We start from the raw sequence: 15,597 nt of genomic DNA on the forward strand, positions 1-15,597 counted from the left end.
TAATGTGTGTTAAACCGAGATCAAACTCTTCTGATAGCACCTTACGGTTAAAAAAACAGCGCTCGAATCTTTAGAAAAAATAGCGGTGGTTTAAATATTCAAAACTACAAGCCCAGTGCCGCTATCGTTCAATAGATAAAGAGGCAATAAAGAACTAACCGCTTCAGGAATGTCCATTTCATATTTGTATTTATATAATATTTGATGCAAACTTCATTTACTATTGTTTCTTACTGGGAATACCGTTTGCAAACTGCCTGCCCTAGTTGCGATTTAATTATCGATATACCGCGTATTTTGGCAAAAAAAATGGCTGTCTGCCCTCATTGTCATAGCAAAGTTTGCTCTGCAGATGTCGATTACGATCAACGTATTGTAGCGTTTAGCCTAAGCGCATTACTGATGCTTGTCAGCAGTATGTTTTACCCGTTTATTTCATTTAGTAGTAATGGCATAACACAAACAATTACCTTGCCTGATGCAGCAAAAATTCTTTTTAATTACGATAGTGACTTACTTGGTTTATTTATCGACATCAGTATTATTGGTCTACCTATGACACTGCTTCTATTAATATTACCACTGCATTTAGGCATGTTAAAAACACTCCCTCGGCCTGTTTCACGCAGGTTATTAAAGTTCACTCTGGCGCTTGAACCTTGGATCATGTCGGAAATTTTTCTGATCGGTGTATTAGTCAGCATGGTTAAAGTTATGTCTTTAGCTGATATTAGCTTTGGCATTAGCTTTTGGGCATATGTTGCTTTTGTAATATTTTATATTGCCGCACTAGCCCATTTAAACCGGCCTAGGTTATGGGAGCAGATTGAACCGATAAAAAAAATACAGAATACATCTGGTCTTTATCGTGCTATAGACTGTTACTTGCGCGCTTGCCATGTTTGCCATCAGCTGTGTGAAGGCACTAAATGTTCACGCTGTCATAGCCAAACTCATGTACGCAACCCTCACAGCATACAAAAAGCGACGGCTTGGCTTATTACCTCTGTTGCCTGTTATATCCCTGCCAATATATTTCCTATTATGCATACCACTAATTTAGGTGATGAATCTGCGTCTACTTTAATAGGGGGAGTTATTATGCTTTGGCATTCAGGTTCGTACCCTATTGCAATAATTATCTTTTTAGCAAGCGTTGTGGTGCCTTTAGCTAAAGCATTAGTATTAAGCTTTTTATGCGCGGTGGTATCAAAACCAGCTTCACAGCAAAGTAAAATCTACACTCGGGTATATCAATTAACCGAGTTTATAGGTAAATGGTCAATGATCGATGTATTTGTGGTGGCAATTTTAGTAGCCTTAGTGCAACTAGGTAACTTAATGTCGATAACCCCTGGTATCGGCACATTATTTTTTACAGCAATGGTTTTATGTCAAATGATGGCAGCCCATGCATTTGATCCTCGCTTATTGTGGGATTCACCAAAGAAAAAACAAACAGAGACACTCGCATGACTGCAACAGCTCAAGTAAAAAAAGAAGCCTCCATTTCTGCAATTTGGCTCATTCCATTTATTGCCCTACTTGTTGGTGCTTGGATGCTATACCAACATCAAATAAATAAAGGGGCTACTATCTATATCAAAATGCCTCATGCTGATGGAATTGTAGCGGGTAAAACTGAGATAAAAGTGCGTAGTGTTAAAATAGGTCAAGTTGATCTTGTGCGCTTATCCGATAAAAATAACAGTGTTATAGCTCGCGCACAAATAGATAAAAACTACGATGATTTACTAACCAGTGATGCCAAAATTTGGGTCGTTAAACCTCGTATTGACGAAACCGGCATCAGCGGCATGAGTACACTTTTATCAGGGGTATACTTAGAGTTTTCACCTGGTGAAAGCAAAAAAACAACCGAAAAATTTGAGTTACAAGATGAACCTGCTTTAATTGCTAAAGACGTTAAAGGCGGTCGTTTTAGTTTGCTTAGCTATAATGCTGAAGTAATGGATGTAAGTACCGGTATTTACTTTAAGAATTATAAAATTGGTCAAATTGAAACTTCAACATTTGACTGGAAAAACCAAGCAATGAAATACGGTGTTTTTATTAAAGAGCCGTATCAAAACTTGATTACATTAAACTCTATATTTTGGGTCAATGAAGGTGTTGAAATTGACTTATCTGCAGATGGTATTAACGTCAATACTGGTTCGTTAAGCCAATTACTTAAAGGTGGAATTTCGGTAGGACTTCCTAAACAACAAGCTCCCGGCGATATCGCTGAAGACGGCCATAGCTTTTCACTTAGCAGTAGCTATAAAGATGCCCTAGAAGAGCGGTTCTTGGATTTTGATCACTATATTGTTGAGTTTGAACAGTCAATTCGTGGCCTGCGCCCCGGAGCACCGGTTGAGTATCGTGGCATGCGAGTCGGCACTGTAGTTGAAGCCCCGGCGAATGTGATCATTGATGGTAAACCAGCGCATTTTCGCACTGACAACACCGCTGTGCCTGCGTTAATTAAAATAGAATATGGCCGTATTTATCACGATAGTGAATCAGCTCGTGAATTTTGGCAAAACAGCATTGACGGTAGGGTTAAAAATGGTCTGCGCGCATCACTCAAACCCGGTAATCTATTAACCGGCGCTGTGTATGTTGATCTTGATATTTATCCCGATGCAAAGCCTGCTCGCATATCAACACTTGCGAAATATGACGTATTTCCTAGTGTTTCAAGTGGTATTACCGTACTTGCCGACCAAGTTTCTGATGTATTAAATAAAGTGAATAATTTAAAAGTTGAAGATAGCTTATCGCAGATGCAAGACACCTTCACCGACTACCAAGCTTTGGCAAACGAAATGCGAGAGCTCCTTAGTCAACAAGATACTCAAAACTTACCCGGCGATATTAATCGTAACTTTGCTGAAATGACAAAAAGCATGCAGCAATTTGATGTCACCATGAAGCAATTTGAAAAAACCATGGCAAGTTACCAACAAGGTTCGCAGTTTCACCACCAATTACAACAAACGCTTTCTGAATTTAAACGCTTGAGTGAAGAGCTACAACCGCTTAGTCGCGGCTTAAACGAGCAACCTAACATGTTTATTTTTGACAAATCGCTGCCTGCTGATCCAACCCCGAGGAAACAATAATGGCTATATTTTCAAGTATCAAGCTCGTTATCATAAGTAGCTTAGTTTTATTAACGGCGTGTAGTCAATCACTTAATGCCCCGATTGAGTATTACCAATTCGAACAACCTATTAGTACAGCGAGCCGCAGCGCTGAAGATACACGTTACCAACTACGACTCAGTACCGTCGACTTACGAGGTGCGCTCAATAACCGTGGTATTGCTATTAAAATGGAAAATAATCAAGTCAACGCAGCTAACTACCATTTATGGAGTGAAGCGCCTGATAAAATGCTTAGCGCCAGTGCCCACTATAGTTTATTTACAGCCCTGCCCGATTGGATGGTAGTTAAAGGGTTACCCGTTGTTACTGATAAAGAACAACAAAGCTATTACGAGTTAGAGTATGAACTACATCAGTTTAATGGTGATAATAAAGGCAATGCAATAATTGCAGGTTTATGGCGGCTTTACCAAACAACACCAGAGCAAGGCCGCTCTTTACAAACACTTCATTATTTTAATGAGACAACACCACTCGTTGAGGATGGGTACGAAGGACTAGTTACTACGCTGTCATTAAACTGGCAAGCGATTAACCTGCGAACTGCTGAGTACTTAAATGAAGCTAACTAAAGGCTTTTAGATTGACGAATTTACAACTTGGTTTCTACCATTGTTTTTTGCTTGATAAAGTAGCCCATCTGCAGCTTTAATTGTTTGCGCTAAGGTTTGCCCATATTGGTAACTTACCATTCCAATACTGGTTGTTACTGTAATTTTTTTATCTGCAATATTGATTGCTTCATTCGCAAAAGAACACCTGATTTTTTGTGCTATCTCGTGAGCTTGAGTGTCACTTTTCGCATTAATAAGCAGAGCAAATTCCTCCCCACCAATACGAAATATTCTCCCTTTATTTATTAAACCTTGTAATCTATTGGCTACTTCAATCAATACCTTATCACCAACTTCGTGACCATACTCGTCGTTAACACTCTTAAAGTAATCTAAATCCATTAATAAGGTATATAATTTACTTTTATCATCAAGCTGCGTAGCAAAATAATAATTCATTGCTAAGCGATTACCAATATTGGTAAGAGGATCAAGCATAGCAAGGCTTTCTAAGCGTTTTGAGTACTCAGCGCGGGTTGCTTCAAAAACATGAGCAACGGCCCAAATGCTAATGTAACACAGTGTCATATTAAGGGTGAGGTTAAGCACCTGGTATAAAGACCATTCTGCTTTAGCGGCAAAAATGATGCCTTGTATAACAATAAGTAACAAAGACAGAGCAAAGCCTAAACACCTACCTAACAATAAGTAATATAAAATAGGTAATGCGAGGGTCCACACAAACAACCCATTTGCTATACTGGAAAAGTAGCAGCCAATGACAATAAGTAAAGTAATAAATATGCAGATACTGAGTGGCTGCCACACTTTATAAACTGACTTACGGCTATACAAATATATATAAAAACAATAGCTTGCAAAAAGTAGCTCTAAATTTCCTAGCAATATAAAGTTATTATAAAATAAATTGAAAACGGCAAAAGTGAACCCAAGCGTACCTAAGCATATACACATCCATTTGAGTACTTTACCACGTAAAATAAAGGTGCTGTTTAACGCTGTAATATCCATCTTTTTACTTAATAAGAAAAAACCAGAGCATTTTATACACAAACACTTTAGTACTACAAGTTACACGATTAAATATTCGCTTAGTTATTCATCAAGTCATCTATTTCTTTAATCATTTCAGCAAATTTTTCATTTGCCTGATTAATCTGCTTATCACTCAGGGTTGATCTTAATGCAACCAGCAAACCAGCGTAACGAGCTAAGTTTTGTTTATCAAGCTCAACTAATTTTGGACTCATGAATGCCTCACGCTCAAGGATGATATGTGCAAGCTGTTTATAAAACTTGTCATCATCAATAGCTGATTTGGTAAAAACTTGTTTGAGTTTATCAAGCCGTGCTTGCTTGTAGCTATGCCATAGTAAAAAAGTAGAGTTAAATTGCGCATTAGCATTAGTGATTAGTTCAACTTGCGCGCTTGTCAGTTTGCCAAGCCAATCTTCATATCTTTCAAGTTGTTCTTTTAAACGCTCTTCGCGGCGCTGTTGGGTGGTTTGTTCGTTAAACTCTTCAAGTTGTTCGTCCATTTGCTCTGCAATGGCTTGAGTAAATGTATTTTTTTGTGACTCATCAAGGGTTATCGCAATGTCGATTAGATCATCATTTACATGCGCGACCAATACCTGCCAGTGCTGCTTAGCTTGTTCAAAATGAGTAATTAATTCTCCCTGTTCCGGGCCTTTTAATAACAACTGCTGTAGATTTATAAGATCTTGTTTATAAAGTGGTAACTGTGTTTTTCGATGCCAGTTACGCGTTTTTTTAATAACCGCTTTAACCGTTTTACTTTGCTGTTTATTCAAATCAACATAATCATCAATCCAAAACGATGACAGCCAGCCAACGTTATTGTAAGTAAAACTTGCAGAGCACCCGCTGAGTAATAAGAGCAAGCTGCCTACCACATATTTTTTTATATTTAACTTACTATTTTTAAATAACATTTTTAAAGCTTATGTGATTAAGATAATCTTTAAGATAATCAACTTAGCTAATACTGTAAATCATTAAGTAAAAATAAAACACATAAACAATAATAATTATCATTTACTTGTTGACACATAAATAAACTTAAGTGATAATCGTTCGTATCAAAGCGAGATAGTTAAACACTTATTGCATTGCCAATACAGTAAACCGACCTCAGTACCCTAGGGAAGAATGCCAGTAAGGATGCTGGACTTTTAATCTCGTTTTGATCAAGCACGTGATGCTTGAATAAAAGCTTATTCGACTCAGTTTTTATATAAAATCACGCTACTTGCTACATTGCTCATATCGGTGACGGTTGATATGAACCAAAAAGCCCCGCTGGGGCTTTTTTTATTGCTTTAAATTATTCTTCAATATCTGTATCTTATTCGTATTATTCTTATTCTTAGCTGTAAGTTGGAACTTTCCTTACTTAGAGCTAGAATTAAACTGTTATAAATTATCTGGAGGCAGTGTCATGTGGCAGCCTAAATTACCAATTATTTTAATGCTTAGCGCACTAAGTTTCTCAGGTGTCGCTCACGCAGGCCTAGAAGAAGGCATATTAGCCGCCAACGAAGGTCGCTTTGAAGAAGCTCTTACAGAGTTTAATTACCTTGCAGATAATGGTTTTGCACCAGGTATTTACGAACTAGCACAGATGTATGAAGGAGGGCATGGTGTCACTCGTAATTACAAAAAGGCTGCGGCGCTTTATCAGCAAGCAGTTAAAAAAAACCACCCTGATTCAATGTTTGCCCTTGCTGTGCTTTATGAAGAAGGTAAAGGCGTTAAACTTGATAAACAAATGGCCGTATCACTTTATAAAAAAGCGGCTGCAAAAAATTTACCAGCTGCACAATTTAATTTAGGTGTAATGTACGCCAATGGTACTGGCGTAACACAAGATTACAAAGAAGCGATGCAATGGTACGAAAAAGCTGCAGGCAATAACTACACCCTTGCCCAATTTAATATGGCACTGATGTACTTTGAAGGCCAAGGCGTTCAAAAGAATATCGAAAAATCATATATTTGGAATACCATCGCTGAATATAACGGCAATATGCAAGCAAGCCACAGTCGCAAACTTGATGAGCAAAAATTAATGCCAGCTGAAGTCGTAGCCGCCAAAGAAAAAGCCGATGCCCTATACGAAAAAATTCAAGCTGGCTTATACGCAGGTGAAAACCGCATGTTTTAGTATTATAGCCAAACCACCTCAAGTGCAGAATTCAGCACTTCGCAGGGGCTTAATTTAATATCAAGGCGTTACTTTGCTTGCCACGATGAAAGCCCCCTGTTAAGAAGTAACAGCCCAGAGAGTAAGTGTGCCCCTAGAATGACCAACGAGTTGATTTAAAGCGACTTATAATGTGTTATTTTTTAAACAATAGGACTGTTATTACTGGTTATCAATGTCTTGCCTAAACCGCTTTAATTCCAACGACACTCGTATCCTGAAACGATTTAAGCATAAAGCCTATAAAAAATGTGTGCAACCTTACTTTAAATATAACCACTTTAAAACACGCATTAATAGTTTGCTTTTTTTTAATAGTAAAGTTAATCGTGGGTTGAAGCGCCCCGAAGTAAGCATGTTTCGCGCATGACTAAAAGTTATAAAACCCTCTTTACCGTGGTAATTACCCATACCTGACTCGCCAATTCCACCAAAAGGGACATCTTCGGCAGTTACCTGCATCAAAACATCATTAACAGTTAGTGTGCCGCTTTGGGTTTGCTGTTTAATAAGTTGATTGGTTTTTTCATCATGACTCATTACATAAAGCGCTAAAGGATGCGGCTTGGCTTTTATATAATCAATTGCTTGAGTCAGTGCTTGGTATTGCTTAATCACCAATAATGGACCAAAAATTTCTTCATGCATTATTTTCATTTGCTCGCTACATTGTGTCACCAAATGTAAGCCCAAGCGATGCTTGTCCGTATCTTGTTGATTAGTTAACAGCGGATTGATAATTTCTGCACCTTGCTCTTTAGCATCATCAAGCAAGTTTTGTAGTCGTTTAAAGTGTTTATCATTTAATATCGAGCTGAGGTTTTTTCCTTCTACACCTTGACCATAATATTTTTTATAAAGGCTAATCAACGCATCCAGCAGTGGCTGGTACATCGCTTCATCAACTAATACATAATCAGGCGCGACGCATATTTGTCCTGCGTTTGCCATTTTGCCGAACAAAATAGCTTTCGCAGCTTGGTTTATATCTGCATCTTTAGTAACAATAACAGGTGATTTTCCACCAAGCTCAAGCGTGACAGGGGTTAAGTTTGAACTTGCCGCGGCCATTACATGGCGGCCCACTACCGTAGAACCAGTAAAAAATAAATGACCGAATGGTAATTGACTAAATTGCTCTGCTGTATGAGCCCCACCTTCAATGATGCTGCAATGCTCATCTAACTCGTCAGTAAAAATACGCTTAAGTACTTGATTGGTATAATGGGTGAACTCACTGAGTTTTAGCATAATACGATTACCGGCAGCTAGTGCAGTAATAAGTGGCACAAGTGCAAGTTGAATAGGATAGTTCCATGGGGCAATAATACCTACCACCCCCTTGGGTTGATAACTAACCGAGACTTTTGAAGGTGCCAAACTAAACCCCGCACGACGTGGCGAGTCTTTAGCCCATTTGTCTAAATGTTTTAGGGTATGTGAAATAGCTTTTATGGTCGGTAATAAGTCCCCCATCACTGTGTCAAACTCAGTTCGGTAGCCAAAATCTTTTGAGCTGGCAGCCACAAGCTCAGTTTCTAATACCAATAACTTACGCTTAAGTAATGTTAACAACGCAATGCGTTCTGAAATTGGCAAATAAGGTTCGGCCATAAAACGTTGCTGCAATGCCTCGAACTCAGAACCTAGCTGCGTAACGGTAATATCTGGTAAGAATGTAGATGACAAAGGTAAGCTCATAAATAAATGAAAGTAATACCACTATAACTTTGTTTTTTAAAGGCAGCAATAAAAGGACTAACTTAAACTATTAAGCTTTGTCTGAGTACATCTGTTACCACTTAAAGAGCATAACTAGTCTCTGTTGATTTATTTTATCGTTATATAATAGTGCTTGCGAAGCTTTAAACTCGCATAAAAGTGGAATTGAGATTTGGGGGATGATGTAACTAAATTAAATGACGGCACATTTTGCCGCCATGATTAAATTCACGTCACTATTTTTTATATTATAAAAAATAGTGAGCATTAAACCTGTAACGCTGCCGCTCGGCGCTTATTTTGAATATAGTTGAAGAGCCCAATAATTGACGCTGCAATCCAAAATATTTCAATTACAAAGCTTGCTAAGTTAAAATTGTAACAAAGGCTAATAAGCAATAGTATGGCACCAATTAAATTCATCATGTTGTATAGCAAACTGGTGGCATTAGCTTTACCTAGTTGCAGCATAAAAAATGCGCCAACCACTAAAAAAGTACCAGTCATACCAATAATATCAAACAAAAGTGCAATCACGAAGGGTTCCCTTATCCATTTATTTCAATTGTATTTGTAAACCCACAATACTGGCCCACTCCATGGGGAGGGTTGTTTTCAATCATTGAAACAGCAAGCCGCAGATTCTAGCAATTTAGGAAGGCAAAACGAGGATAAATGTCCGCTACTTATGAGTTACTTTACCACCGATAATTTTAAGAGCCGGGGTACCGCGGATCATAGTTTGGCGAGCAAAAGGGCGTGTACACTTTGGGCATATGCCTATTTCAGTTGTAAAGTCTTGGCTAATTCGCTCAATAAAGCATTTTACCAAGGCACCTTTGCCACCTTTACGATATTTAAAAAGTTGAGTTTTGCATTGCCCGCAAAATATATCAACAGTTTTAGTTGGCCCCTTTTTATTGGGTTTTGCCATAAAATATAACCACTTAAAAGTTTAAAACACTTATTATGGTAACAAACTTAAGGCCACAACCCCAATACCAGCCCCATTAGCGTAAATTATAAAATATGATTACCCGCGTTGACTAAAAACAGGTTCAATTGCGGGTGCTCAAAAACGTAACGCTCCTAAATGCAGTTGCTACCCAACATAAACCAAGCAAAAAAAGAAAGAGCTGCAAAAAATACTGCTAAAAGATCAAGCGTAGATGAATCAATAAGTACGATTCTACATAATAAATTAGATTCTCGAAGTCACTGTAAATGACCCTTATAGGTTTACTTAGATAAACTAACCGATAGCGCTTTAAGGTGCCCTACTTGTGCGTTTGACTACAAAAGCCGAAGGAAAACTAATAACAGGCGTTATTGCTGCACTGGCTTTTTTTGCAATTTACGTTGTAGCGTACGTCGATGCATATTTAATTTCCGAGCAGTAACAGAAATATTACCGTGGTTACTTTGTAGTACCTGCTGGATATGTTCCCACTCTAATCGTTCTGGCGACATTACTTTATTTTGTATCATTTGAGTCGGTACTGAACTACTTTTGACGCCCGTCAAAGCTTGGCTCAATGACGCCATATCAACAGGTTTAGTAAGATAGTCATCTGCTCCTAAGCGCATTGCCTCGACTGCACTAGCAATACTTGCAAAGCCTGTAAGTAATACTATTTGCGCCCCAAAAAGACAGCGGCGTAAAGGTGCGATAAGCGTTAAACCATTATCTTGATCAAGTTTCATATCCAACAGTACATGTGAGGGTAAAAATGCATTCGCTATATCAAGCGCATCAGTGCAATTATGAGCCACTTTACATTCATACCCTAACTTGGTTAAACGCCGAGATAAGGTAGCAGCAAGATTGATGTCATCTTCGATGAAAAGTAACTTCATTTCATTCATTACGAATTATCGTCCTCTACAATTACTAATTTCACTTTAGCAAGCGCCCCAACTTCTTTATGGTTAAATAAAGTAAGCGATCCTTTTAGACGCTCAAAAGTCACATTTGATAAAAGAACAGCAAGCCCCATCCCATTATCACTGGGCATTAGCTGACCACCTAACTGGCTCAGTTGCTGCTCAGAAAATCCCATTCCAAAATCGCGAATTAATAAACTCACTGTTGAAGGAATATTGGATGACTTTTCAGAAATACTGTCCCAACTTAACTCAATAGAATTTTTATCCGCTTTTTTGTTGGCCATCGCGGCATTTTGCAGCAAGTTCAAAATAGCAGGCAGCAACATAGGATCGCTATACACTTTATAATGAGGGGCTTCAGTTAGCCACGTTAGTGTTTGGCTTGGATACTGTAACAACATGCTGTCGCTAATTTGTTGCTGTAGTTCATGTAAGCTCATAGATGCAATGTCACTTTGTACCCGCAGACTTTCAGACAGCTTTCTAAAGCCAGCTAGTTGAGCTGCACATTGCTTAAGTGGTTGAGCCATTTCTTTTACTGTCAGGTTATCAGGGGCGTCTTCTACTAATTCTTCAAATAGTAATTGTAAGTTTGCAATTGGCGTTGCTAATTGATGAGTAATTTGTGCTGCGGCGCCATCTAAGGTAACTAACTGTTCATTACGTAATTGAGCCTCACGGGCTTTTGAAATAGCGCGTTCACGGTGATATAACGCGCGGTTCATGGTGCCAATAACCAGCGCGATTACAATGGCACTAACCACAAAATTAACCCACATACCCACAAAATGACTCGCCATGTCCGTTTGATGCATAGCATGATGCGGCATTTTAAATAACAATAAAGTGTAAGCTACAATAGCAAGTATCGCTATATAAGCTAGGCCTTTGCTGTTAACCGTAACTGCTGCAATCATAATCGGCAATAACAATAATGACACGAATGCATTCGTAGCCCCGCCACTTAGTGACAACAACAAGGCTAAAAAAAGTACATCGGCACTCAGTTGTAACAACATGCCTATTGGCTTTGCTTGGCTAACATTTCGATATGCAAAAATACTACCGACCTGAAATAATGACTCAACACCAATCACACCTAATAAGGGTAATAGATGAATTTGCCGGTCAAGTAACAAATACACCGCAAGTACCGCGAAAAATTGCACGGCTATCGCGCCACTTCTAAGCATCAATAAACGACTGATCGCAGGGTCGGCCTGCATTAAAAACGCCATAGCTAAATTATAAAAAGTTCATAAGTGACGTTATAATACGCTATATTGAACGCTTAATCATCATCCATTGAAATGGCAAACTGTTCGCATATCGTGCCTTGATGAAATACCACTTTCCACTTTTTTCCATCAAATCGCCAAAGCGACATACGTACTGAATAATTAAATTCGGCCCATGCAGAACGCCTAAAAGCCGCTTGATAACTTAACTGAGCAATCGTTTCGCTAAGCATTCGCCCTTTAAAATGCTGATTATAAAACTGGGGGACAACTTCGGTCGGTAAACGGGTCAGTACTTGAAACTTATTAAACGATGTACCATTTGCTGTAATCTCAATAAAATCATCATCAAGTAAATCATCCAGTGCTTGGGTGGATTGTCTTACCTCAGGCTCAAGCAATTGCCTTTGCGCATCGACAAGGTGATTAAATAACGATGCCTTTATTTTGCTACTCATAGTATCTCCGGGTTTAACGCTTATAGACTTGCCCTGTTTTCATTACAAACGGCACATTTTTTAGTTCGTTGATATTACCAAGTGAGAAGCCATTAACGCTGATAATATCTGCTTGGTTAGTACTTTTACCATATTTTCTTAGAAACAAAAATTCATCTGCATTTAAACCATGCGGAGGTGCCCCAGAATCAGTGCCAAACGCAATATCATCTCATGCTGTAGCAAAAGCCAAGATCACGCACTTAAGTAACCCCGCATCTAGTATAGATTGTAGATATAATTGTCTGTTGTTTTTTTTAAAAGTTAAGTATTTACCCGTAAGCAACTTACCGACAGAAATAACTCAAGTTTGATCGGCCTTAGCTAATTGAGCTGCGCGTAATATGCCAATTAATAATACGATTATAATTACATTAAGCTTCATGCTCAGCCCTTTTATCTACTACCATTGACTAAACAACTTGCAGGTAATTACCATTAATTACGATGTAAGCGTTTCTACAAACTAGTTTTTGTTGGCTATTTTTGGTATAACTCAACATATTAGCGACAGATGTCAGACCACTTTAAAGAGAACACACTATGTCATACGCACACATAACAGGTTGGGGTAAATGCATTCCACCAGCTCGTATTACCAACGATGAGATCAGCCAGTTAGTAGACACTAATGACGAATGGATCACCTCTCGCACAGGGATCAAAGCTCGAAGAGTTAGCCATGTAAGTACCGCAGAACTTGCCACAGTCGCTGCAAAACACGCGCTAGCTTGTGCGGGTATTGAGGGCAAAGACATAGACTTAGTATTGCTTGCTACTTGTTCACCTTCGACCATGGTGGCAAATACCGCATCACTGGTGCAAAAAAATATCGGCGCAACAGGCGCGGCTGCAATGGATACTAACGCTGCGTGCTCTGGTTTTTTATACGCACTACAAGCAGCCACCGCACAAATTAACGCAGGCATGATAAAAAAAGCAGTTGTTATTGCAGCAGAAAGAATGACTTGGTATATCAATTGGGACCGCCGCGACAGCGCCGTTTTATTTGGTGATGGCGGTGGCGCTGTGGTACTTGAAGCCGCAGATACACCAGCGGGTTTATTGGCGACTAAAACGGGCTGTGATAGCGAAGAACGTGATATTCTGCATATTACTAACTTTGGCAGTGATATCGACAAATACGCACCAGCAGGGCCCTCTGATTTATTATTTGAGGGTCGTGAGATATTTAAACGAGCCGTTAAAGGTATGAGCGAAGCCTCTGATGATGTACTAAAACAAGCAAATTTAAGTTTAGATGAAATCGATGTACTAGTTCCTCATCAAGCTAACTTACGTATTATTCAAGCGATTCAACAACGCTTAAAAGTGCCAGATGAAAAAGTGATGGTTAATATTGCTGATTATGGTAATACCTCAGCGGCCACTATCGCTATTGCACTTTGTGAAGCCGTAGAGCAAGGCTTAATAAAGCCCCATGCGAACATTATGTCAGCTGCATTTGGTGCAGGTTTAACATGGGCTGCCAGCTATATTAAATGGGGGGAGCGTATTACTCCTATTAATACAAGTGATGCCGTCTTACCGCCTTGTGATAAAACGGGCCTTGAGCTTGTTGCACCAGCTGTGGCGGCGTGTAAAGGTACAGGTTAAGCACCTTTTATTACTTATTTATATAACAATAGCAATACTATTACTGGTTATTTATCTCCTAAAGCGCACTTATAAAGTAAATGGCTGAAGGTGGAATAAATCAGAATATAAGAAGATAAAATCATCGGGAAACGTTTTTTCGCCGCTCCCGATGATTTACTACATATTCATAAAGCCTTTTTAAATAACTTGGGCTTAAAACTAAAGCCGTTAATTAAAAACGATTTTGTAAATAGTCAAATACCGCTCGAATACCTAGCGCTTCACCACCAACAGGGCGCCCAGGTAAAGCACGCGTATTCCAAGCCATAACATCAAAATGTACCCATGGTGTTGTTGGCTCGACAAACTCTTTTAAGTAAAGTGCTGCAGTAATTGCACCGCCTAAAGGGGTGCTTGCACAGTTTGCCATATCAGCCACATCACTTTTTAATAAGTTTTTATATTGCTCAAATAACGGTAACTGCCATACAGGGTCGCTTACTTGATTACCTGCATCAAAAATACCATTAGCCACATTACGGTCGGTTGAGAAAAACCCAGGTAGTTCAGTTCCTAATGCCACACGGCAAGCTCCAGTGAGCGTCGCAAAATCAATAATAAGTTGTGGATCATCGTTTTGTGCTTCGCTTAGTGCATCACACAATACTAAACGCCCTTCAGCATCGGTATTGTCTATTTCGACCATAATGCCTTTACGAGTTTTTATCACATCCCCTGGACGAAATGCGTTGCGTGAAACCGCGTTTTCAACCGCAGGAACGAGTACTCGCAGGCGAATAGGTAAATTAGCAGCCATAATGAGCTGTGCTAAACCAATCACGTGCGCCGCGCCGCCCATGTCTTTTTTCATATTACGCATGCCAGAACTTGGTTTTAAATCAAGACCACCTGAGTCAAAACAAACACCTTTACCCACTAAAGTTATTTGCGGAGCATCTGGTGCGCCCCAACGTAAATCGAGTAAACGTGGCTTATTTTCACTGGCACGACCGACCATATGAATCGTAGGGTAATTTTGCTCTAACAGCTCATCGCCAACCCATTCACTAAACTCACCATCAAACGTGTCTGCTAAGTCACTCATGACTTGCGATAAATGTTGAGGCATCATGTCAGCTGCCGGCGTATTAACTAAGTCACGAACTAGGTTAATCGCATTCGCTTGCTGCGTTAGCTTGTTAAATAAGGTTTTATCACTAATTGCAAGCTGTGCTTTACCAGCAACTGTTGCTTTATATTCACTGAATTCATAACCACCGAGCATAAAGCCCAGCGCGATTTGTTCAAGCTGCTGCTCGCACTCTTGAACTTGATAACACCCAGCAGGTAGTTTTGTGGCTAAATCGCCTGCTAACCAAAAATCGTCCAAACTATTAACTAAACAGTATACGTGTTCAAGCTCTCCAGTTTGAGAGTTCGCAACTAATGATAAACCTGACGTTTTAAAATCAGTATTGTCCAGCCAGTTTCGTAAAAAATCACTCTGCTGCGCTTGCCACTGAGCTTGCTCACTCTTAACGATAAAAGATAATGGAATTCCAGCAGATGTATTACAGATCAATGCACTCATTAAATGACTCTTATTAAAGTAGAATGAGTCACTAGCATAACAATAACCATTACTAAAAGGTATAGTTTGGCTTTGTTTAGGTCCTGCTT

The 15,597-nt window shown here is 39.2% G+C and carries 15 protein-coding genes; 5 read left to right on the forward strand and 10 right to left on the reverse strand.

Annotation, left to right across the window (positions count from 1 at the left end):
- Positions 1-246 precede the first annotated feature (246 nt).
- From ACT3S9_RS18315 to ACT3S9_RS18325, 3 genes are read left to right on the forward strand one after another with little or no spacing between them, the layout of a single operon-like run.
- A complete protein-coding gene (locus ACT3S9_RS18315) occupies positions 247-1,476 on the forward strand; it encodes a PqiA/YebS family transporter subunit (protein WP_441835290.1) in 1,230 nt (409 codons plus the stop codon).
- Positions 1,473-3,128, forward strand: a complete 1,656-nt coding sequence (pqiB, locus tag ACT3S9_RS18320) for an intermembrane transport protein PqiB (protein WP_441835273.1) — start codon at positions 1,473-1,475, stop codon at positions 3,126-3,128. Before ACT3S9_RS18315 ends, pqiB begins: the two co-directional genes overlap by 4 nt.
- On the forward strand, positions 3,128-3,745 hold the full coding sequence (locus tag ACT3S9_RS18325; RefSeq protein WP_441835274.1) for a PqiC family protein: 618 nt from the start codon (positions 3,128-3,130) through the stop codon (positions 3,743-3,745). Before pqiB ends, ACT3S9_RS18325 begins: the two co-directional genes overlap by 1 nt.
- 6 nt (positions 3,746-3,751) lie before the next feature.
- Here the strand turns inward: ACT3S9_RS18325 and ACT3S9_RS18330 are convergent, their stop codons facing one another.
- Entirely contained in the window at positions 3,752-4,759 is a 1,008-nt protein-coding gene (locus ACT3S9_RS18330; RefSeq protein WP_441835275.1) for a GGDEF domain-containing protein, read from the reverse strand.
- 80 nt (positions 4,760-4,839) lie between these two features.
- Positions 4,840-5,703, reverse strand: coding sequence for a DUF6279 family lipoprotein (locus tag ACT3S9_RS18335; protein ID WP_441835277.1), 864 nt, complete (start codon positions 5,701-5,703; stop codon positions 4,840-4,842).
- Between the two features lie 506 nt (positions 5,704-6,209).
- On the opposite strand from ACT3S9_RS18335, the gene ACT3S9_RS18340 reads away from it, so the two are divergent.
- Entirely contained in the window at positions 6,210-6,935 is a 726-nt protein-coding gene (locus ACT3S9_RS18340) for a tetratricopeptide repeat protein (protein ID WP_441835278.1), read from the forward strand.
- Positions 6,936-7,235: 300 nt separating this feature from the next.
- On the opposite strand, the gene ACT3S9_RS18345 is transcribed toward ACT3S9_RS18340, so the two are convergent.
- The 7 genes from ACT3S9_RS18345 to ACT3S9_RS18375 form a co-directional block, all read right to left on the reverse strand.
- Complete coding sequence (locus tag ACT3S9_RS18345; protein ID WP_441835279.1) at positions 7,236-8,675, reverse strand: coniferyl aldehyde dehydrogenase; 1,440 nt, start codon at positions 8,673-8,675, stop codon at positions 7,236-7,238.
- Between the two features lie 288 nt (positions 8,676-8,963).
- Entirely contained in the window at positions 8,964-9,233 is a 270-nt protein-coding gene (locus tag ACT3S9_RS18350; RefSeq protein ID WP_441835280.1) for a CBU_0592 family membrane protein, read from the reverse strand.
- Between the two features lie 145 nt (positions 9,234-9,378).
- Complete coding sequence (locus tag ACT3S9_RS18355; protein ID WP_441835281.1) at positions 9,379-9,630, reverse strand: hypothetical protein; 252 nt, start codon at positions 9,628-9,630, stop codon at positions 9,379-9,381.
- 392 nt (positions 9,631-10,022) lie between these two features.
- On the reverse strand, positions 10,023-10,553 hold the full coding sequence (locus tag ACT3S9_RS18360; RefSeq protein ID WP_441992858.1) for a response regulator transcription factor: 531 nt from the start codon (positions 10,551-10,553) through the stop codon (positions 10,023-10,025).
- Between the two features lie 8 nt (positions 10,554-10,561).
- Complete coding sequence (locus ACT3S9_RS18365; RefSeq protein ID WP_441835282.1) at positions 10,562-11,809, reverse strand: sensor histidine kinase; 1,248 nt, start codon at positions 11,807-11,809, stop codon at positions 10,562-10,564.
- Between the two features lie 65 nt (positions 11,810-11,874).
- On the reverse strand, positions 11,875-12,279 hold the full coding sequence (locus tag ACT3S9_RS18370) for a DUF4440 domain-containing protein (protein ID WP_441835283.1): 405 nt from the start codon (positions 12,277-12,279) through the stop codon (positions 11,875-11,877).
- A 13-nt stretch (positions 12,280-12,292) separates the two neighbouring features.
- A complete protein-coding gene (locus ACT3S9_RS18375; protein WP_441835284.1) occupies positions 12,293-12,427 on the reverse strand; it encodes a hypothetical protein in 135 nt (44 codons plus the stop codon).
- Between the two features lie 434 nt (positions 12,428-12,861).
- On the opposite strand from ACT3S9_RS18375, the gene ACT3S9_RS18380 reads away from it, so the two are divergent.
- Positions 12,862-13,935: a ketoacyl-ACP synthase III gene (locus ACT3S9_RS18380; protein ID WP_441835285.1), complete on the forward strand. Its 1,074-nt coding sequence runs from the start codon at positions 12,862-12,864 to the stop codon at positions 13,933-13,935.
- Between the two features lie 214 nt (positions 13,936-14,149).
- Here ACT3S9_RS18380 and ACT3S9_RS18385 read toward each other — a convergent pair whose 3' ends face one another.
- A complete protein-coding gene (locus tag ACT3S9_RS18385) occupies positions 14,150-15,508 on the reverse strand; it encodes a leucyl aminopeptidase family protein (RefSeq protein ID WP_441835286.1) in 1,359 nt (452 codons plus the stop codon).
- Positions 15,509-15,597 lie beyond the last annotated feature (89 nt).

The organism is Pseudoalteromonas sp. AOP31-A2-14 (assembly GCF_052378035.1).
In the GTDB taxonomy this organism is placed as follows: domain Bacteria; phylum Pseudomonadota; class Gammaproteobacteria; order Enterobacterales; family Alteromonadaceae; genus Pseudoalteromonas.

What these genes read in the sequence shown, in the direction of transcription:
- pqiB (WP_441835273.1), top strand. Translation starts at nt 1,473, where the DNA reads ATGACTGCAACAGCTCAAGTAAAAAAAGAAGCCTCCATTTCTGCAATT.
- ACT3S9_RS18325 (WP_441835274.1), top strand. Translation starts at nt 3,128, where the DNA reads ATGGCTATATTTTCAAGTATCAAGCTCGTTATCATAAGTAGCTTAGTT.
- ACT3S9_RS18330 (WP_441835275.1), bottom strand. Translation starts at nt 4,759, where the DNA reads ATGGATATTACAGCGTTAAACAGCACCTTTATTTTACGTGGTAAAGTA.
- ACT3S9_RS18335 (WP_441835277.1), bottom strand. Translation starts at nt 5,703, where the DNA reads ATGTTATTTAAAAATAGTAAGTTAAATATAAAAAAATATGTGGTAGGC.
- ACT3S9_RS18340 (WP_441835278.1), top strand. Translation starts at nt 6,210, where the DNA reads ATGTGGCAGCCTAAATTACCAATTATTTTAATGCTTAGCGCACTAAGT.
- ACT3S9_RS18345 (WP_441835279.1), bottom strand. Translation starts at nt 8,675, where the DNA reads ATGAGCTTACCTTTGTCATCTACATTCTTACCAGATATTACCGTTACG.
- ACT3S9_RS18355 (WP_441835281.1), bottom strand. Translation starts at nt 9,630, where the DNA reads ATGGCAAAACCCAATAAAAAGGGGCCAACTAAAACTGTTGATATATTT.
- ACT3S9_RS18360 (WP_441992858.1), bottom strand. Translation starts at nt 10,553, where the DNA reads ATGAAGTTACTTTTCATCGAAGATGACATCAATCTTGCTGCTACCTTA.
- ACT3S9_RS18365 (WP_441835282.1), bottom strand. Translation starts at nt 11,809, where the DNA reads ATGCAGGCCGACCCTGCGATCAGTCGTTTATTGATGCTTAGAAGTGGC.
- ACT3S9_RS18370 (WP_441835283.1), bottom strand. Translation starts at nt 12,279, where the DNA reads ATGAGTAGCAAAATAAAGGCATCGTTATTTAATCACCTTGTCGATGCG.
- ACT3S9_RS18380 (WP_441835285.1), top strand. Translation starts at nt 12,862, where the DNA reads ATGTCATACGCACACATAACAGGTTGGGGTAAATGCATTCCACCAGCT.
- ACT3S9_RS18385 (WP_441835286.1), bottom strand. Translation starts at nt 15,508, where the DNA reads ATGAGTGCATTGATCTGTAATACATCTGCTGGAATTCCATTATCTTTT.